General features: G+C 42.1%; 16 protein-coding genes. 11 read left to right on the forward strand and 5 right to left on the reverse strand.

Translation table 11 applies throughout. The features are described from left to right. Positions 1 to 16 precede the first annotated feature (16 nt). The 3 genes from E0F88_RS33845 (at position 17) to E0F88_RS30185 (ending at position 2,064) form a co-directional block, all read left to right on the forward strand. Entirely contained in the window at positions 17 to 160 is a 144-nt protein-coding gene (locus E0F88_RS33845; RefSeq protein WP_165940186.1) for a hypothetical protein, read from the forward strand. 132 nt (positions 161 to 292) lie between these two features. Continuing rightward, a complete protein-coding gene (locus E0F88_RS30180; protein WP_131962064.1) occupies positions 293 to 1,486 on the forward strand; it encodes a hypothetical protein in 1,194 nt (397 codons plus the stop codon). 11 nt (positions 1,487 to 1,497) lie between these two features. Then, on the forward strand, positions 1,498 to 2,064 hold the full coding sequence (locus tag E0F88_RS30185) for a Crp/Fnr family transcriptional regulator (RefSeq protein ID WP_131962065.1): 567 nt from the start codon (positions 1,498 to 1,500) through the stop codon (positions 2,062 to 2,064). A 72-nt stretch (positions 2,065 to 2,136) separates the two neighbouring features. On the opposite strand, the gene E0F88_RS35000 is transcribed toward E0F88_RS30185, so the two are convergent. Beyond that, positions 2,137 to 2,742: a hypothetical protein gene (locus E0F88_RS35000; protein WP_229213958.1), complete on the reverse strand. Its 606-nt coding sequence runs from the start codon at positions 2,740 to 2,742 to the stop codon at positions 2,137 to 2,139. A 19-nt stretch (positions 2,743 to 2,761) separates the two neighbouring features. Between E0F88_RS35000 and E0F88_RS30195 the strand changes: the two genes are divergently transcribed. Then, positions 2,762 to 3,073, forward strand: a complete 312-nt coding sequence (locus tag E0F88_RS30195) for a hypothetical protein (RefSeq protein WP_131962067.1) — start codon at positions 2,762 to 2,764, stop codon at positions 3,071 to 3,073. Positions 3,074 to 3,127: 54 nt separating this feature from the next. Here E0F88_RS30195 and E0F88_RS30200 read toward each other — a convergent pair whose 3' ends face one another. From E0F88_RS30200 to E0F88_RS30210, 3 genes are read right to left on the reverse strand one after another with little or no spacing between them, the layout of a single operon-like run. Further along, a complete protein-coding gene (locus tag E0F88_RS30200) occupies positions 3,128 to 4,492 on the reverse strand; it encodes a RagB/SusD family nutrient uptake outer membrane protein (RefSeq protein WP_131962068.1) in 1,365 nt (454 codons plus the stop codon). Positions 4,493 to 4,510: 18 nt separating this feature from the next. Continuing rightward, positions 4,511 to 7,720: a SusC/RagA family TonB-linked outer membrane protein gene (locus E0F88_RS30205; protein WP_131962069.1), complete on the reverse strand. Its 3,210-nt coding sequence runs from the start codon at positions 7,718 to 7,720 to the stop codon at positions 4,511 to 4,513. A 29-nt stretch (positions 7,721 to 7,749) separates the two neighbouring features. Continuing rightward, positions 7,750 to 9,102, reverse strand: coding sequence for a redoxin domain-containing protein (locus E0F88_RS30210; RefSeq protein ID WP_131962070.1), 1,353 nt, complete (start codon positions 9,100 to 9,102; stop codon positions 7,750 to 7,752). A gap of 468 nt (positions 9,103 to 9,570) precedes the next feature. Between E0F88_RS30210 and E0F88_RS30215 the strand changes: the two genes are divergently transcribed. Beyond that, a complete protein-coding gene (locus E0F88_RS30215) occupies positions 9,571 to 9,804 on the forward strand; it encodes a helix-turn-helix domain-containing protein (RefSeq protein WP_131962071.1) in 234 nt (77 codons plus the stop codon). Positions 9,805 to 10,508: 704 nt separating this feature from the next. Further along, entirely contained in the window at positions 10,509 to 10,730 is a 222-nt protein-coding gene (locus tag E0F88_RS30220; RefSeq protein WP_131962072.1) for a helix-turn-helix domain-containing protein, read from the forward strand. 493 nt (positions 10,731 to 11,223) lie between these two features. Here the strand turns inward: E0F88_RS30220 and E0F88_RS30225 are convergent, their stop codons facing one another. Then, positions 11,224 to 11,598 carry a hypothetical protein gene (locus tag E0F88_RS30225; protein ID WP_131962073.1) on the reverse strand — a complete coding sequence of 125 codons (375 nt, stop codon included), beginning with the start codon at positions 11,596 to 11,598 and terminating at the stop codon, positions 11,224 to 11,226. Between the two features lie 287 nt (positions 11,599 to 11,885). Between E0F88_RS30225 and tnpA the strand changes: the two genes are divergently transcribed. From tnpA to E0F88_RS30245, 5 genes are all read left to right on the forward strand, one after another. Next, on the forward strand, positions 11,886 to 12,065 hold the full coding sequence (gene tnpA / locus E0F88_RS35005; RefSeq protein WP_445447120.1) for an IS66 family insertion sequence element accessory protein TnpA: 180 nt from the start codon (positions 11,886 to 11,888) through the stop codon (positions 12,063 to 12,065). A 406-nt stretch (positions 12,066 to 12,471) separates the two neighbouring features. Further along, positions 12,472 to 13,059 carry an RNA polymerase sigma factor gene (locus E0F88_RS30230; protein ID WP_165940187.1) on the forward strand — a complete coding sequence of 196 codons (588 nt, stop codon included), beginning with the start codon at positions 12,472 to 12,474 and terminating at the stop codon, positions 13,057 to 13,059. 42 nt (positions 13,060 to 13,101) lie between these two features. After that, positions 13,102 to 14,244, forward strand: a complete 1,143-nt coding sequence (locus E0F88_RS30235; protein ID WP_131962075.1) for a FecR family protein — start codon at positions 13,102 to 13,104, stop codon at positions 14,242 to 14,244. A gap of 185 nt (positions 14,245 to 14,429) precedes the next feature. Further along, on the forward strand, positions 14,430 to 17,825 hold the full coding sequence (locus E0F88_RS30240; RefSeq protein ID WP_131962076.1) for a TonB-dependent receptor: 3,396 nt from the start codon (positions 14,430 to 14,432) through the stop codon (positions 17,823 to 17,825). A gap of 13 nt (positions 17,826 to 17,838) precedes the next feature. Beyond that, complete coding sequence (locus E0F88_RS30245; RefSeq protein ID WP_165940188.1) at positions 17,839 to 19,479, forward strand: RagB/SusD family nutrient uptake outer membrane protein; 1,641 nt, start codon at positions 17,839 to 17,841, stop codon at positions 19,477 to 19,479. The last annotated feature ends 727 nt before the right edge of the window (positions 19,480 to 20,206 follow it).

A 20,206-nucleotide genomic window follows, 5' to 3' on the forward strand; every position in this document is an offset into this window, starting at 1 on the left:
CCAAAACAATAGTCCGATGAAAAAGCAGCACAAGTTATCCTTCACCACTACTGTGGTCAGAAATTTCAGTGAAAAGATCTGGGCAAACCAGATCATTAAAAATTCCAAAACTGCTACAACAACCAGCGGAACTACCTGCACAATTCCTGGCGCACATTAAATTTATGGGATAGCAAAAGCCTGCTATCCCATAGAATCTTTCGTGACATTTCTCTGGTTCAGAGAAATGCGGCCCGCCCTGACTGTTACCTCCTCTCCTTTTGAGATTTTCATCTTAAAACTTACAATCATCATGGAGAAAAATTGGCTTGAACCGTTGGATCTCATTGTAAACACCACATTGAATCCACAGACTTCCGAGGTATACATGCTTCGGCAAGAACATGTTGAGCAAATTCTGAAAAATGTTAACCAGGAAAAAAACAAACAAATATATTCACTTAAAAACCAAATTTTTAATCTTTCCAACCATCTAGAAACACAAATTTCAATCGGTCAATACCACAGCCACCTGATTAAGATTTTGGATAAATGTCTTGAAAATTCGGCTAAGGTGGAATCTGGCTACGTAGTATTTCATCTCGCTTGCCGAGCCGTGATCGGATGCTTGAAAGACATTCTTTCGTTTTTGGAAATGCATTTTGAGCAGTATTTAATTAGCTATCAACATCTGCCAGCTGCCTATTTCAATGAATTTAAAACTGAATTGCTCCAACGGGTAGAGCAAATCAAATCATATTTGCTTTTACGGAATCCGGATTCAGAACTCAATGATATTCTGTTCGAAACGGTTTATGGTCTGCTATGCGAATCACAGATCGTATCTGTCACCTACCGACAAGCGCTTTACCTTAAAATTCTTGTCACCGAAATTGAGAAACTCAATGAAATTCAAGCCAACAGTAAATTTACCGGCGAGTTGATACCGCTTCTGTTCCATCTAAATTTCAACAGTCCCGAATTTACGGATTATTACAAATGCGAAATTACTGAGCAGCTCAGCACTTACCGCCGCGCAACAGAGCAAATTGAATATCTGCTTAACTGCTACAAAGTCTTTAATCAGATACCGCTTAAACCAGGTGCAGCGCTTAATCCGCATCTGGACGATATTCAAAAAACGGTCAATATCTGGTTTGCGCAGCAGATCGCTTCTTTGGAAAAACAACTTCAATGTCAGATAAACCCTGTTGCTGCATCACAAAATTTGTCAAACAGCGCTAATACAGAGTCATTTAAAGTGATGTGTTTTCTATCCATTGATCAAATTGCATTGGTCATCAGGGCGTTGGATTCTCTTAGAATTATCCAGTCCAGATCATTGAATATGGTCTTCAAAAGTATCACACCCTTTTTGTCAACGCCTAGAAAAGCGGACCTTTCCTGGAAAAGTGTTCGGACCAAGGCATACAACTATGAAGAATCTGACAAAACAACCGTGATTAACATGCTTGAAAAAATTATTGTATGGGTTAAAGAATCTTAAACCGACTGATTATGCCGCCAGATTTGATAAAGTACTTATCGGGTTTTTATTCGCTCAGCGAAGAATTCGTTAGTCATCTAAGAAGTGCGCAACTGCAAAAACTCTACAAAAAAAACCAGATCCTCAGTCAAAATACCAGTGCTCCCCTCTTTTGGTTTATCAACAATGGGCTTGCCAAAGGCTGCTATTACGATGCGGATGGAAAAGAACATATCACCCGTTTTTGGAAAGAGGGAGAAATAATGCTTTTAACGCATAACCCAATTGACGCAAGAGTTCACGCGCAGGTTATTGTTTTATTAGAAAACGCTACGCTTTCATCGCTTTCACCTCGCCGGCTTCTTTATTTAAATAATTACTTCACTGAAACCCACAAACTTTCAGGCAAGCTCTTGCTGGCTGACCGCGACAAGGCCGATCTGAAATCTTACCTGTGCGCCTTACCCTCCCCGCAGGGATATGATGAGTTTAAAAAGAACTTTCCTCATAACCGTATTTTGCTTAAAGACATTGCCTGTTATTTGGAAATTACTGCGAGTTCTCTGAGTGAAATACGAAGAAAATCCCGGCAGATGTGATTTGTCATACAAAAAACAAAGTTTGATTCTCTTTCAAAATCGAAAGTCGGCTACCCTTGTTACCAGTTAGTTTTATTCCATCAGAGAGAAATCGGCAGCTTCAAAGCAGCAAAGGTTTGTTTTTATAAGAAACGATTTAACTAATTGAAAATGAAAAGAGAAAATATGCTTCGAATCATTGTAGCACTTTTGGTTATTCTTTATTTCTACACTGCGCTTTCCAAGCTCATGGAATTTCAAATTTTCAAAAGACAGTTGTCCAACCAAACCATTCCAAAATGGTCGGTGGCTTTGCTTGCCTGGAGCATTCCGGTATCGGAACTTCTTGCCGTAGCGGTTTTGATTACACCCAGGTTCAGAAAGACGGGCTTTTACCTGTCGGTGATTTTGATGTTTGTTTTCACTGCTTACATGGGACTTGTTTTGATCAATTTTTTTGACAGAATACCATGTCATTGTGGGGGTGTGGTGGGTAACATGCAATTCAAACAGCACTTTTTCTTCAATTTGTTTTTCCTGATCATTTCGATCGCTGGCGTTTTTCTGTGCGGTAAACAAACCGATAGATCCAGTCCCACGATATAAGCCGCACAGGGCACGGGCAGGATGTCCGCCCTTTGTTCGCCAGGCGCTTTGCTGAAAACCTGAAAATAGAGTAGGCATTATCTTACCAATCACAATTTAAATTTTTAGAGTTATGAAAAAGTTAAAAATCGATTATTTGCTGCTTGTCGCTCTGTTAATGGCCGGTTCTGCAGCTGTTGCAACCAGACTACCTAATCAACCAAAACCGAATGTGCTTGTTGAGCAATGGTTCAGGACTGCTCCTAGCACCAATCCCGATCAGGAAGGTGGCTGGCAGTCAGGTGTTGCACCAGAAGAATGTCGTCCATCTGAGAAAATTTGCTCGGCAACATTTGAAACGGGCTACAACCCTAATGACCATGTTGACTCTGTGAACGTGCAGAATGCGATCGGCTCTGTTCAGACTGGTTATATTCTCGAATAGAATCATTTCTGACACGGTGTACACTCCGTCCTTTTTTGGATGGAGTGTTTTTGTTTATCTGGGGTTCTGAGTAATACCACTTGCCTGGATTTCATTGTCGGGAATTGGGAACACATATCTTTTATCATTGGCAGGTAGTGTATAGGTTTTACCCTCGTATGTCCTTGTGATTGTGACGGCGAAACGTGGATCCGGATTCAAACGTCTCAGATCACTCCAGCGAAGGCCGCGGCCAAAAAGCTCTCTTCTTCTTTCCGCCAAAATAAGCGGAAGGATACTTTGCTGATCAGCAGTCAAGGGAGTAAACCGGCCGGTTTTAAACCTCTTTTCCAGCAGTGTATTCAGATCTGCCAGCGCAAGATCTGTTTTTCCCTGCCGGGCGTAGCATTCAGCCCGGATTATAAGCATCTCGCTTGTGGTCAAACCTCCAAACATGGTAGCTCCGCCAAAATAACTACCCTTGTATCCGATGTTCCCGGTCGGTCTGAGCACAAAATAACAAGTTTTTCGAAGGTCATCTGGTTGATAAGTTTTGTATAAAAGCGAATCTACACCTGTTAGAGGGGAATCAAGAATAACCATTGGTGCTAACGATTGGTGAAAAATCACTTCCGGATTTTTTCCTGTGAGAACCGCAGGTAATGGTCGTGCAGCGGCGGGATTGAGCGTATTGTAATCCAATAGCAGATCATGGATAGCCAGACTGGAGCTGGCCGCTTCAAGTGCTTTGTCATACTCTCCCATCACCAGATAAACCCTTGCAAGAAGAGCCCTGGCAGCTTGTCTGGATGGGCGGCTGACATACAGCGGCTGATGAGATGCCATTTTATTCTCCGATTCATTCAGGTCTGCGATGATCCGGTCATAGGTCTGCTGCAATGTTCCCCGTTGTGAAATCTCATTGACATCCATATCCAGCCGGATAGGAAGACCCAGCAGAGATGGTGCAGCCGATTTTTCATAAGGTGCTGCGAAAACCTGAGCCAGATTAAACAGAGACATTGCTCTTATAAACAAAGCACTTCCATAGACGTGGTCCCAACTGGATTGGGAAACCGAATCAGGTTTTATTTTGCTTAGTCCGTCCAAGACCACGTTTGCATAAAATATCGATTTGTAAGAGTTGTCCCAGTGATTGCTGGCTTGCCCTTCAAAAATGTTAGCTGCCCATAGGTAGGTGTTACGATCCAGTGCACTTACGTTACCCAGATTTGCATCAGGATGGTAAAATTCGTCGGTAGCAGCAGTATGAAGCCCGGGCCCTGAATTGATGCCACCTGCATAAGCATCTAAAAGTGCCTGCATATGCGAAAGCTCAGTAGGAACTACCAGGGCTTTACTGGGCTTTTTGTCAAGAAAGTCTTCTGTACAGCAGCATAGCGTAGCTACCAGTACAATTAAAATCAAACGGCTTTTCATGTTGTAGAAACGGTTAGATTAAAAGTCAACTTTTACACCCGCAGACAGCGTCTTCGGAGCTGGCGGAGAAAGAATGTAATCCGGGTCAAGGTCCATTTTCGCTTTTTTATAGATCAATCCCAGGTTATTGGCATACAGATAGATCTGTGCTGACTGAAAAGGAAAGTTTTTAAAGCGTGCTTTGGAAAGTGTGTAAGCAACATTGATATCCTGTAATCTGACATGGTCGCCTTTTTGCACCAGTGCCGAAGAATAGGCGTAGATCTCGTTGCGCAAAACATTGATTGTCGTCGGCATGGATGGTACATTTGTCCGAAGTTCATCACCCGGATTTTGCCACCGCTTATTGTAATCAGCATGTCCACCCTGCCCTGAAAGAATTGTGGCATAATTAACAGATGGAAGCCGTACATAGTACCCCAGCCGGTAGCTGATGTTAGCCGAGACCGAAAGCTGCTTGAACGTTATTGTATTTCGCATGGCGCCGAAGATAAGGGGCCGCATGGTACCATGAAAATTCAATTGATCCAGCGTTGTAGCAGACTTGATAGCCGCATAATCCTTGCTTGTTTCATCATTCAGATAGCCGATTGGATCTCCGTTAGCCGGGTCAAGCCCTGCCCAGCGGTAGCTGTAAACAGCATATAGCGGTTTACCTTCGGTTGGCACCAGATTGGATCCGCCTAGATATGAGCCTGCTATGCTGGTTGGTTTAAGCAGGTATTTGGTAACCTGGTCGGCAGCGTAGCTCAGAAAAAAATCGGTTTGCCAGCCCAGACTACCATTCAAGTTCCGACTGTGAAGATTCAGATCGATGCCATGTCCTTTGCTGTTGGCCGTGTTTCCCCGGAAAGATGAAATACCTGTCTGTGGAGCAAAGGCTGCATTACCGATTAGATCAAGACCCTTCTTTAAATAATATTCAAAGCTACCGCTTATGATGTTATTGCGGGTCTTAAAGTCTACTGCAAAATTGATCATCCGGGTTCTCTCCCACCTGAGCTGCGGGTTTGGCGGATTGGCAATCGTCGCATAGGGCAGCCCAGTTGCCGAGCGGATTCCTTCGGTATAGTAGGCTGTTGTGTATGCGGAAAGTGATTTGTCGATATTCCCATTGTATCCGTAAGTCATTCTTAAATTCAGGTAAGCCAGCCAGTCAACATCATAGAATCCCTCCCGGCTGATCATCCAGCTCAGTCCGGTTGAATACAGCGGCACGCCCTTCTGATTGGTTTTGACACCAAAAAGATTAGACTGATCAAGTCTGCTACTGGCCGAAAGGGTGTAGCGGTTTTTAAAAGTGTAAGCTCCGTTGGCATAGTAGGAGATGTAGCGGTCAGTCAAATCCGATAGCGACGCTGTGTATGGAATCCTGTTGCTCTTCGAAGTGGGATTAACAAAGGCGGTATAATTTGCAAGATAATCGACCATCACACTGGTAGCAAGCTCGTCATCGTAACCGTACAAAATAGAGCCGTTTCCCATGGTATTTAACTGCCGCACCTCGGCTCCTGCAAGCATTGACAGACTGGATATGCCTTTCCAATCTTTGCTGAAATTAAGCTGGGCGCGCAAATTGTGACTGGCCGAGGAGACAGAGCTGAGATTGAGAATATCGCCGGCAGGAACAGGCCTGATAACAGCACCATCTGCACCCACCGAACTAAACCGGTTGATCAGATCCCGAACGTACCAGCTGTCTTTATCCTGTCTGTCTTTTCTTTCAGTATTGTTGCTAACGTATTGGTAAAGAACCTGAGCGTTCAAACCTGGCAAAATCTTGTACTGTGTATTCAAGTTTATTCTGTATTCTGCGTTCGATATACTGTTGTCGCCTAGACGAAGTTCCTGCTGTGGACTATATCGCCAATCCAGAAGACCTTTACCCATGGATTCTGCGATAAATTTATCCCTGTATAAATGGGGAAGGCTCACTGCATTACCATTTTCGTCAGCCAGACGGGCGTATGGGAAGATGGGATTACCGGCAGACAGATTCAAATCACTGGTATTGATCGCATTTTGATCCGTTTTCGACGAAGTATAGTAGATCGCTGTGCTGATTTCCAGTTTTTGCTTTAGCAGTGCATAGGTGTTATTTACATTAAGCGTGACTCTGCCGACACCGTTACCAACAGAGGTGGACAAGTTCTTGTCAAAACCTGCTGAGGCGAAATAACGCTGGTTGGCACTCCCCCCTTTGATACTGAGCGAATACTGCTGGCTAAGGCTATTCCGGTATAGGTATTTATTCAGATCAGACCGCACGTCTCTGCCCTTGAAGGCTTCTATTCCATTTTGCAGTTGCTGATCAGTAATTTTCCCATCGCGATTTTCTATCAGAAGTTCAACCACCGGCGTCAGCGCCGTTTTCGCATCGGCATTTTCTATACTACGGTAGTAACCGCGAGAGAATAGCATCTGTTCAATGTCGATATAATCCGAGGAAGAAATCACCGGCAGATAGTATAAATCAGGCCTCTTTCCCGTCGTTATATTGGAATTAAACGACACCTGTACTGGCTGGTTAAAACGTCCAGTCTTGGTCGTAATAACGATTACCCCGTTTCCGGATTGTGCCCCCCAGATTGAAGCTGCCGCAGCATCTTTTAATATGGTAATACTTTCGACATCATTGGGATTAATTAAACCCAAATCACCTGTATAAGGAAAGTTGTCGACGACAATTAATGGGTCTTCCTTAGCAAAAAGCGTACTCTGTCCACGAATGCTGATCGCACTCTGAGCACCGGATTTGCTCGCTCCACTGCGGTTGAATATCAAACCGGGCGCCACATCGGCAAGCCTACTGAGCACGTCGGTGCTTACACGGCGGTTGAGTAGTTCATTATCGACATGTACAAAAGAGCCGGTAGAACGCTCCCGAGGGATCTGCTGGTAACCACTCGAAACAATCACCTCCCCCAACTGGTTCTGATCGGGCTCCAACCTGATTTCAACCTGCTGACCAGCACTCATAATGATTTCCTTTTTTGTATATCCGATAAAGGATACGATTACAATCGGATCTGCTGCCGGCAGGTCCATTGTAAATGCACCGGAAGAGTCTGCCGATACACCTGTATGGCTTGATTTGTGGACGACTGATGCACCCACCAGCGGAATCTGAGTGTCAGCTGAAATAATTTTACCCCGCACGGTTACCGACTGGCCAAAGCCGATTACCGGAAATACCAGCAGCCAGAGTAAATAATAATATGTTTTCATAGGAGCGAATTTTGATTTGTAAAACTGGATTAGTGGTTTGAATCACGATCAGTGATGACCAATACAGGCCTTGTGATCTGATCTTCAACAAGTGTCAGACCGTACCCGCCAAGCTCTCTATTCAGGCTTGTCAGATCGGAAATACCTGCACTTAAATCCAGATCAACATTGTTTTTATAACCGGTCTGATCCACGATTGACAATGGGGGATTCTGTGTCTGATTAACCCGGTCTACAAGCAGTGCCAAGGAAGCATTGGTGATCTTCCACCCAAAACGATCCACCTTCACTTCTGTTTTGCCACCGGCGCTGGCTGGTAGACTGGCAGTACCACCAGTTCGTTTGAGCACTAGACATTTTTTTGTCCGATTTTCAACCGAAGCTGAAAACTCGGGAAAGAAGTTTTTTAGATCCTGCTGCATGATCATATTAGTCTTTTTCTGAAAAGACGCCGGAACGATCAGCTCATAACAGAAGCCGTTGTTATTGATAAGCCAATCAAGATAATCTCTCCCATAAAGTACAGTGGTTAATGCTGATCGGTCCTTGGTTTCGATGATTACGCTGGACTCATCAAAGTAGCTGCCCGGTTTTGCATATGCTATACGGTAAAGCCAAAGTCTGCCACAATTCGTAACCGTGATTCGCCTTCCTGTCAAGGAATCTATTTTCCAGGAGAACCCTCCGGTCAGACCCGGCGTGTATGCAGTCAGAAGCGAGTGATAAAGCAACTTACTACCGTCACCGCCATTCCCGTTTACCAGCAGTGATTTTTCTTTGTCATACGGAATGCGCTTTTCGTCTTTTTTCTCTTTAAGCTCAACCTTATTTTTCGAAATAAAGGCGGCAATATTTCCTGAGGTAATTTCGTCCATTTCCGTTACCGCTTTCACTACACCAGAAGGATCGATCCAAACATAATGCGGAATCGTCTTACGGTAGAATAAGTTGTGTAAAACAGTATCAGAAACAACTTCCGGTGTCTCTATACGTCTACCATAACGTTTCTCGTACTTTAACTTAAAGTCGGAAAACTTCTTTTCCGACTCCGACGTTACTGCCAAAAATTGAACCTGATCTTTAAACTGCTTTTGAAGTGAATCCATGCGCGGTATCATGTAAACGCAGGGACTGCACCATGTAGCCCAAAAGTCCAAAATCAGAACTTCACCCTTAAAATCTGATATTTTAGCGGATGTGGTTTTGTAATTGAGTATCCGTTTAATCGTCACATCAGGGACGGTGTCCCCTATTTGCAAGCTTCTAGCCGACCTAATACCTTGCGCTCGAAGTGTAGACCACTGAGACAATAGCAGATAAGCAATTGATAAATAGAAAATGTAAGGCAATACTTTGCCCGGAAAGCAAAAACGTGAGTTCATTGCAACTATAAGTTTGAGAGTGAAAAATGGTTAGCGCCCTGAGAAAGGCGGCTTATGATAGAATTAGACAGTATTCTCACCGTCTGTTCTAAATGAAGAACATAGCATCTACCCTACCGAAACTGTTGAGTACAGTTACTGAGGCTTACGGATCAGCAGACGAAAAATTTGAAGGGTAATCATAAGTGCAACACTAGTTAAAGCTTTGGTCGAAGCGTGGAACATATGGTAACTGTTACTAACACACCGTGAAACAGATATTGTAGATTATAGCTTGTTACTCCATTGATCCAATACTGATTTCAAATCTTATTTCATCAGGTTTCTTTACAGATTACAATGCATTCTTTGGCCACAAACACTATAATTTCTACCAAGATACCTTATCGACACCCAAATATAATCAATATTCACTTTTGACGTACTATCATACGTCAAAAAATTTCACAAATTCTTTCACTTTCCCGGATGGAAAGTAAAGTAGAAAACCAACTCAAGTTTGCGAGCGCTGTTCTTCAAGCTGCAAAAGAGAAGAATTTAAGTTTAAGAAAACTATCAGCTGCCTCTGGCCTTGAATATTCACAAGTGCAAAGGATTTGCAAAGGTAAAGTCAATTTAGCCCTATCGACAATCGTAGCATTATCTGAAGGACTTGAAATTTCCTTATCTAAATTATTCTCATATTACGAGACATTAAATTAGAAGCATCAACGTTACTTTGCCACATCTAGTCACTGCGGCTCGCTAAACAGCAATTCAAAATGACGTTGAACAAAATAAACTTAGTTTGCTGAACAATTTGCATTGTATATTTAAAATGTAATAGCGTGTAAACACCTTTAAATAAATCAATAGGTACTTCCCATTGAAATGAGCAAATCGTCGTCTATTCTGAAATGACCTAGGATTTCATAAATGGACATTATGTTTTGTTTTAAATCAGCATCACAATTTGATATCTCGATCTCTGCCAATAATTTAAGGATACTCTTTTCATACCTAACCAAATCTTCAATTTTTTGGATTGGAATTATTATCTCTAATCGATCAAGTGATGAATTATACTGCACCATGTCTTTAAGATTTACTGTAAATATATTAAGTAATTCTTAAATATCAAAATTTATTTGTTAAGATTTTAATAAAATTATTTGTGAATTTCTATATTTAAATATAGAAATTCATAAACAAGAAGGTTTCCTTGGGTGTCAATACCGAGAGTAGGTTGGGTGATATTTTAAAAATAACTTTAGAGAGGAATATATTCCAGTTCAGACGAAACTTTATTTAATCGCAACACTCATTAGTTTGTACCAGCAAACTACTAGAATTTAAACAAAGCCATACAAAATATATTATATTAAATTATTAATATAATATAATAATATAACAACAATTATTTGAAAATGAAAACCAAATTAGGAGACTATTTCGACAAAAAATCTATAAATAAGGCAGACGTTGCAAGAAAGTCTAAACTGAGTAGCCCAAGATTAACAGAGTTATCAAATAATTCATCTGCTAAACTACGTGCAGATGAATTATATTTAATCGCGCTGGCAATGGATGTATCACCTTGTGAATTATTGGAATTTGTTTGTGGAGATCTCAAAAACGATAAAGGTTAAGCCAAATTTGATATATTAGGTTCCGCACTTATGAATGCTAGCCTGATAGATTTTGCTACTACTTCGTTGTGCCGATGACTCAACAAAACTTTTGGGAGGCATTTGGGTTTTCAGCAAATATTTTAAAAATCATGATGCAGAATGGTAGGACCAAGAATCAAGGCCTAGGTGGACCTACATGCTTATTTCAAGCAGTATGCTGCAGCATCTAAGTAAGATGGCTATTGCCTACCGGCCAAGGTGCAAAAGAAAATCCGGAAAACATTTGGAAATAGCGAAGAAAATTAACTTCTCTCGGATGCTGGAAAACTTGGTTATTGAAAACGTAAAGGCGCCGTAATAAAACTTATCAAGAGATCCTAAACTGGTACTAGACAATCAAAGCCATTAAAAATTATCGGAATACCATATATTAAACTGCACATATATAAAGGGATTTTTTGTCCGATTTATATATGTGCGAAATACTCAATCTTCTGGTTGCGCTAACGCATCACTCAAATTCCATAGGCACGGATTTACTCTCAAAAGTGAAATAGTCTTTGTGTAACCAAAGGCTAATGCCAGCAACCACACCAAATGCGAGCCAAGGGCTGTAACTTGACGTCGTTGCAGAATCGGCAAACCCGTAAACTAAAAAACCCCAAAGCAGCGAAAACAGAATAGAGAAGATATATCGAAAAATACGTATCCTAAAAAATAAACCGGCTGTCAGTACGACCGTTATGATTAGGACTGCTACACCTGTAACCCTGTCCCACTCATATTTTTTACCGAGCCAGTGTGAGACAAATACAGCTAGGACAAAGATTTCAATACGTACCAAGGCCAAACGATTTTTCCGTCTTACCGTAATTTTTGCTGCCATAATTTCCTGTGTTTGATGAGGGCAGAAAAGTATCACGCAGCTTCTAACTAAAAAAGTACAAAAATATATTTTGAATTCCTGAGTCTGGCAAGTACCCTGAAATCATCTAACAGCTCTGACATGAAGAAAGCTAATGAATCTTGTCGATCACCCGCTTGTCTGCTAAGGATTGGTTTAGCATTGTTTTGTTTAAATGTTAGTGCTTTGCGATTTTTCGTAAGCTCCTGTGAAACAGGTATTTTTTGGCAATAATGCGGTTTTTACATTTGATTGAAAAATCAACAAGAATGGATCAGTCAGAAAAATTGTTCAATTTGGTATGGGAATGGCGCGAAAGTGGCCTAACTCAAAAGGAATTTAGTAAGCCACATGCCATTACGGTAGCCAAGTTCGGCTACGGGACTGGGAAAGAAAAATCAGACAGTCGGAAGATCAAAGAGACCCGTGGCACAATTGTATTTTTTTAAGGCAGATTTAAAAGGAGAAAATCCTACCAGATGACCGGCTTCGTGTTTTTCCAGACCCTTCTTTCTGCATATGAAATACAAAATAAGTAGCTTTTTTGTAAGTATAGATGGTTTCTCTTTTTGCCTTTAATCCTGGCTAGTGTGCCATAGCAGAAAATCAGTTCTATTTTACTTTGTCCTGTATTGCCGGAAAATATCACCACCTTTCGTGGTATCCATATTATTAAGGATGCGGATATGAAAAGAAGGACATCGCACGCCCAGCTGTAAGCCTTTTTACGGCGATAGAGTTTTCTGGATTGCAACTGCGTTTTTAAAAGATTCTTTGTTTGTGTGGTCTTCATTGAAATAATTCTTATTTTACATCAGACAATAGCAGATTACCTTTAATGAAAAGAATACAAGTGTGGTAAAGAGTGATGCAGATTTGTGGGAAGAATTTAAAAACGGAGAATGGCAGGCATTCGAACAATTGCTTGAATCATATTACCGTCCACTTTACCAATATGGAAGAAAATTCACCACAGACGATCAGGTCAAAGATTTAATACACGATCTGTTTCTACATTTATGGGACTACAGGTCAAATCTCCCCGAAGTTAATAATCTCAAGGCCTACCTCTTTACCAGTCTTCGTAACCGAATATTTAAAAATCAAAAAGTCGAATTTCTGGTTTTTCCCGGAGATCACTTTGAGCAAAGTGATCCTTCTGATCAACAGAATATTGAAAGGAATATTATTGCGACCGAAACTTCATCGGAATCACAGCAAAGGGTAAATCGAATCATCGGTTCTCTCACCCGCCGCCAGCAGGAAATTATTCATTTAAAATTCTTTCAGAACCTGTCCAATAATGAAATTGCATCCGTGATGGAAATTTCGCCTCCGGCCGTCTCCAATCTTCTTTATCACACTTTAAGATTATTCAAAGAAAAATGGGCTTTAATACTGCTCATTTCTCTTATTTCAATTGACTGGATCACAAGTACTTAAATAAAATCTTCAACCACGCCTATATTTTTTGCATAAAATTTGATGAGATCCGACGCTTATTTGGGTCATACCCATACAGCAGACCATTCCAAAACCCTTATGCAGGATTTTAATCATTACAAGCTTGAAGATTTTTTAGCTGACAGCGATTTTTGTCATTGGGTTCTTTCCCCTGAACGCCAAAGGTCATATTCCAAATGGTCGATTCTAAAAGAACAAAACCCGGCCGCCGGGCTTGTGATGGATCAGGCGGCTCAGTTGATCCGTTATGCGCAAACCTCCGCAGCTGAACTTCCTCAATATCAGGTCAGTCAGCAGATAAACAGGATCCTGAAAGATGCGCGGGCCCTTGAACCTGTTATGGCTTTGCCAATCGTAAAACCACTTATCCCCTGGAAAAAATTACTTATTGCCGCTTCGGTTCTCGTATCGGCTGCTTTGGGCTGGATGTTATATCTCCAAAATCGGGCTTTCACGAACCAATCCGTTTATCATGCTTATGTAGATGATAAAAAACAGACGCTTCTGGAAGTCGTCAACTTGGCCGAGGATTTAAAAACTTTTGAACTTCCCGACAAAAGCAAAATAACACTGTATCCAAGTAGCAGGCTGAGCTATGAAAAAGCTTTTGGTGAAAATGGCAACCGGGAAGTGTATCTGGAAGGGAAAGCATTTTTCCTGGTCAAGAAAGATCAAACCCATCCCTTTTTAGTATTCGCCAACGGACTGCTGACCCGGGTAGTGGGTACCAGTTTTCATGTTGAAACCACCGCAGAAGGAGCCAGTGTAAAAGTAAAAACCGGAAAAGTGGAAGTGATACCGGTTGAGGATAAAAATAAGAAGGAGCTTTTGCTGCTCACTCCAAATCAGCAGGCTTATTTTTCAAGCAAGGAAAATACTTTACAAAAAAGCATTGTTGAGCAGCCGCTTGCGATAGAAAACAAAGTGTCAAAAACAGATTTCGAATTTATCAATCAGCCTATGTCAGAGGTATTTGAGAAACTGCGTCGGATTTACGGCATTGACATTATGTATGATGAAGCGGTATTAAAAGATTGCTACGTAGATGTCACACTGAGCAATGAAACTTTTTTTACCAAGCTGGATATCCTTTGCAAAACCATTGGTGCCACTTATCAAAATGCAGACGGCCGTATTACAGTTACCTCCCAGGGGTGCCACTAATTGATTCCTAAACCTTAACCACCGAAAACCTATGCTCAAGCCGTAAAAAGTTTATTAAAAAAGTAACCGGTAATGGTACGAACATTACCGGTTGAGAACTCCCCTATTCAGCTTCTGAAACTACCTTCTTTCGAAGGCAAGGGAGAATTGTGTCTTTAGCTTTCAACCAAAAACTTTTCAAATTAATGAAAAAAACGTTTAGCCCATTCAATTATCTGGTGACGGTGATGAAAATTACAATTACACCATTTTTGGTTTCACTGCTTTTCACAAGCCTATCGCTGGCCGGCGGTAGCTATGGACAGGACATGCTAAGCAAACCTGTTCACATTAAAGCTGAAAAACAGGAGCTCAGAGAGGTATTACATACCATCGAGCGCTCCTCCCAAGTAAAATTTTCTTTTGTCCGTACATTGGTGAACGGTTATAAGGTTACAATCAATGTGGCCAATCAGCCATTGGAATCTGTTTTGCAGCAAATCCTGACCCCGTTAGACATTACTTATTCCGTTTCCGGACAATACATTATTCTCAATAAAAAACAGCAACCGCAAGCACAGCCACAAACTTCTGCCCATCAGGAGCTTTTGCAGGCGGAAATTAATATTAAAGGAAGAGTAACGGCCTCAGAAAATAAAGAAGGGCTGCCAGGTGTAAGCGTTCTGATCAAATCCACAACGCAGGGAACAGTAACAGATGTGAATGGAAATTTCGAAATCAATGTTCCCGATCAGCAATCCGTTCTGGTTTTCAGTTTTGTCGGTTATCTGCCTCATGAAGTTACAGTAGGCAGCAGTTCACAACTTGACATTACGTTACAGGCTGACGTAAAAGCACTGAGCGAAGTGGTGGTTGTAGGTTACGGAACACAGAAGAAAGTGAACATGACAGGATCTGTCGCTTCCATCGATTTCTCCAACGTAGCTCAAACGCGCCCGATTTCCTCGCTTTCGTCGGGTCTTGCAGGTCTGAGCGCTGGAATTTCGGTGAAACAAAACTCCGGACAACCCGGAAGCGATGGTGCCACTTTACGGATCAGGGGTCAGGGAACGCTGAATAATTCGGATCCGCTTGTAATCATTGACGGCGTGCAGGGAAATATGAATGATGTCAACCCGCAGGATGTAGCCAATATTTCTATTCTGAAAGATGCCGCTTCTGCCGCTATTTATGGGTCGCGCGCGGCGAACGGTGTTATTTTAATCACGACGAAAAGAGGCTCAAAAGATAAAACAACACTGAGCTATAACGTACGGCTCTCTCAGCAGAAGCCATCCAATCTGATCAATATGGTGACCGATTATCCCCGTCACATGGAGCTCATCAATGAAGGTTTTAATAACAGTTCGCCCCAAACAGGTCCCTTTTCACAAGCAACCATCGAGGATTGGAGGACTAATTCTGCTATTGATCCGGTGAAATACCCGAACACGAACTGGTTTGACTGGATATTACAAAAAAAATGGGCGCAGGAACATAATGTATCCGCCTCAGGAGGCAGTGAAAAAAGTACTTACCTGATTTCATTCAACTATCTGAACAGTCCGGGGCTGGTTGAAAACGGCGGCTTTAAACGTTACAATGCAAGAATAAACATTGAGTCGCAGGTTAACAAGTGGCTGACGGTAGGAACCAATACATTTGGACTGTGGTCGAATAGCGGACTTGCCAATATAGAGGATCTTTTTTCATTTACCGGCGCAACTGTTCCCGGCATCACACCAAGAGATCCGCAGGGGCGCTACGGAAGTGCGATGGCGCTGGGAGAAAATCAGCAAGCCAACAATTACCTCTGGACGCTCAACTCAACACGGGGAGATATCGAACGCCAGAAGTTATTCTCAAGGTTTTATTCCAATATCCGTTTTACCAAAAGCCTGACACTGGAATCAGGTTTTTCAATCGATTACGACAATCAGACCCGCCGCTCTATTGGGGTGTATATCCCAAGATATAATTTCCAGACCGAGCAGATATGGAATCCTAATCCGAGTACATACTCGGTCGGCAATACCAATGCAAGAGCTTATCAGACCGTTTTGAATCATGTAATTAAATACAACGAGACCTTTGGCAAACATCAGATAAGCGCCCTTTTAGGTTATCAGGAAGAATCCTATCAAAGAAACAATTTTTCAGCTTCCAAATCCGATCCTATAGATGATGCGACACCCGTACTGGACGCAACGTCGACAAATCCTGTTGTAGGCGGCAATGCAACAGACTGGGCATTGCGCTCTTTTTTTGGAAGAGTTAATTATAATTTTTCAGAAAAATACCTTTTGGAAGCAAATCTTCGCTACGACGGATCATCGCGTTTTGCCAGCAGCAAACGATGGGGCTTATTCCCTTCGGTATCAGCTGGATGGAGGCTTTCGGAGGAAGAATTCCTAAAAGATGTTGCTTTTATCAATGAACTTAAATTAAGAGGATCATGGGGCAGTCTGGGAAACAACAGCATAGGAAACTATGACTATCAATCTGTATACGGCACTTCGAATTACTCCTTCAATGGAATTATCGTTCAGGGTGGCGCACCCGCTGCGATTGCCAACAGCGCGCTTACCTGGGAAAAAACCAATATCAGCAACATTGGAGTCGACTTTGCAACCTTTAAAAACCGTCTGGGTTTTGAAGCAGAATGGTTTAACAAAAACACATCCAATATTTTAATTGATCTGCCGATACCTCTGGTGAATGGTAACCTCGCCGCGCCAAAACAGAATGCAGCCATGGTGCTCAACCGTGGAGTTGAACTTACACTGAACTGGCGTGATAAAGCAGGAGATGTAAATTACGGTATCAGCGGAAATTTCTCCTACATCAAAAATAAAGTGACCCGCTTCAAAGGATCTGAATCTTCACTCAGCAACCAAAACATCATGCTGGAGGGCCATCCGATATGGTCGTTTTATGTAAGGGAAGTGGACCGGATCGTTAAAGATTCCGACATGGAAATGATCAACCAGATGATCACTGATGGTTATACATTCAATCCGGGTATTCCCAAGCCGGGTGATTTTCTTTATAAGGATCTGAACGGAGATAAAAAGATAAACGATGATGACCGGAAAATAGTGGATGCCAATCTGAACCCGAAAGTGGTTTTTGGCCTGAATTTAAATGCCGACTGGAAAGGATTTTCTTTCTCCACTTTGATTCAGGGATCAGCAGGCAACAAAGCTTATTGGCGCGATCTGTACCTGTCTACGGGAATGCGAAATGGTTATCAGATCAATCAGGCCGTAGCCGATGATCATTGGACGCCCGACAACCAGGATGCACGCTATCCGCGACTTACCAATTATACCTACGCGCAGAACACGACGCCGAATTCGGATTTCTGGCTGCAGGATGCTTCGTATGTACGTTTAAAAAATGTTCAGCTTGGTTACACCGTGCCGGTTTCATTGACACGCCGTTTTTTTGTACAACGCTTGTTTGTTTATGTGAACGCAGAAAATTTGGTGACGCTTACACCTTACGAGGGTATCGACCCGGAAATAACCGCACTTGGAACAACTCAGACGATGTACCCCACTATGAAACAGCTCAGTTTTGGTGTAAATGTTTCATTCTAAACCAACTACAATCATGATTCACCGCATATATATACTTCTGCTTTCTGCAATTTTATTCGTGGGCTGTCAAAGTGATCTTCTCGATACGCAGCCTTACGACAACCTTGGCGAATCCCAGTTCTGGATTACCGAAAAACACGCTTTGATGGGCGTCAATGCCATTTACAATAACCTCACACAAGATATGGTCTATGGTCAGTACTTCATGCTTGACTGCCTTTCGCCTTATGCCTATGGTTACGACTTTTTTGAAGCTGAAATGACCAGTTCTACCACACCCTATTCGGCAACATATTCGGGTAAATGGTCCCAGCTGTACCTGGGTGTTCAAAGAGCCAATGACGCACTGGATAGAATTCCAGCCATGAGCTCCTTATCTGATGCGATGAAAAATCGTTTGATCGGTGAGGCTAAATTTCTTCGTGCGCTCCATTATTTTAACCTGATGGATTTCTTCGGTGCTGTTCCAATTTATGAGACGCCGGTTGTTTATTCCGAAGCGATGAAGCCGCGCAATACCGTTGAAGAAGTGAGCGCTTTTATCAAAAAAGATCTTACCGAAGCCATCGAACTGCTGCCTGTATCGTATGCTTCCGCTGATTTTGGCCGGGCAACCAAAGGTGCAGCGATTGCATTGCGTGGTAAAACTGCGCTTTACATCCAGGACTTTGAAAATGCAGAAAATGATTTTAAGACCGTCATGACCATGACTTATGACCTGCATCCAAATTATGCCGAGCTTTTTAAGGCTAAGACAGAGAACAACAAAGAAATTATTTTTTCTATCCAGAACATCGCAACTGCTGGTTTTGGAGAAAGCATGAGTTTTAGATTAGGTACGCGTGCAACCCGGGGATCCTGCTGGACCAACGGAATTCCCTCACCTACTCTGGTGGATATGTATGAAAATATTGACGGATCGCCTTTTAACTGGGACAAAGTAATTCCGGGCTTCTCATCCATGACTGCTGACCAAAAGAGTGTTTTATTCTCGGAAAAATCAAATGTTGAAAAGGCTTATCAAAACCGTGATCCAAGGCTTCAGACATCCGTTATCGTTCCCTGGGCCGAATATGTCGGCGCTAGTAATGTTACTTACAAACTTGCCTGGCCATTTAAAAGCGCAGCCAGCCCAACTTTTCACATTCAGCACAACTGGAATGCAAATGCGATTTATGTGTGGAGGAAATTTGTAGCGGTTGGTGACGAAAGTCTGCTGCGTGAAGCGGGGCCGATCGATTTCCCGGTCATACGCTTTGCTGATGTACTGCTCATGTTTGCAGAAGCAAGAAACCGGCGTATCGCTGCTCCGGATGCCGAAGTATTCTCGGCGATCAATAAGGTCAGAACCAGAGCTGGTCTTCCTGCTTTGCAAAATACCTCAGCTGCTGCGCCGACCTACTCAGCTACCAAAGCAGATATGACAAAAAGAATTATTCAGGAGCGTGCTGTGGAGCTTGCCGCCGAGGGGGTTTCTTACAGTGATGTCCGCCGGTGGAAAATTGCCGAACAGGTTAACAACGGCCCTATTTTAGAATTTACAGGAAAAACACTCAAAACCCGCGTTTTCCAGCCGAGGGATTATTTGTGGCCGATTCCCCAATCAGAAATAGATCAAAACAAAGCCATTGTTCAAAACGTGGGCTGGCAATAATTAAGATAATGTTTTTATTAAAGGAACAGGTGGCTGATACAGCTGTCTGTTCCTTTTTTTTCTAATAGGATTTTCAAATCCAAAAATTATAACTTTTTTTAGGACGATACACAGCGTCGTAGCTCCGACGATTTTTTGCAGATTTTGGGTCTTTCATTTTGGATCATGTTGTGCTAAATGTGTGCCGATTTTCGAAGCCACCCCAAATAGCATTACCGATCTGCATAAGAACATTGATTTTTAGCTGGTAGGTCTAATGAGCGTGAAATAACAAGTGGCTAACGTTTGTATAGGTGTAGAATTACTTACAAACCCTGATATACATGATTTGTTAGTAGAGTCGTCCAAGCCAACAACGGACGGCTTTCTCAAATTATAGTCTTTTTCTGAAAACAGTTTATTCTACTCAGTAGCCTTCGTGGTAGAGTGAAAGTCTGTTTTTTATTCAGGATTTGGAAATTTAACTATTCCAGCTGCATAAAGTATTTGAATGATCACACTGATTGTTAGCGCATTTTTGCAGATCTTAAAAGCAAAATGGCAATCTGGCTGTCTATCGTAATGCATCATAAACAAATACAAAACAATGTTACTAATCACGCAAAACAGGGATATTAGGGCCGGTTTTAAGCTTTTCCAATGCATGTAGGCAAATTTATAAAACTTTTTTACGCTACCAGAATTCATTAACCATTGTTTTACCACTTTGTAGAAATAGTTCTAAAAG

The sequence above is a fragment of the Dyadobacter psychrotolerans genome (genome assembly GCF_004349265.1).
GTDB classification, from domain to species: Bacteria; Bacteroidota; Bacteroidia; order Cytophagales; family Spirosomataceae; genus Dyadobacter; species Dyadobacter psychrotolerans.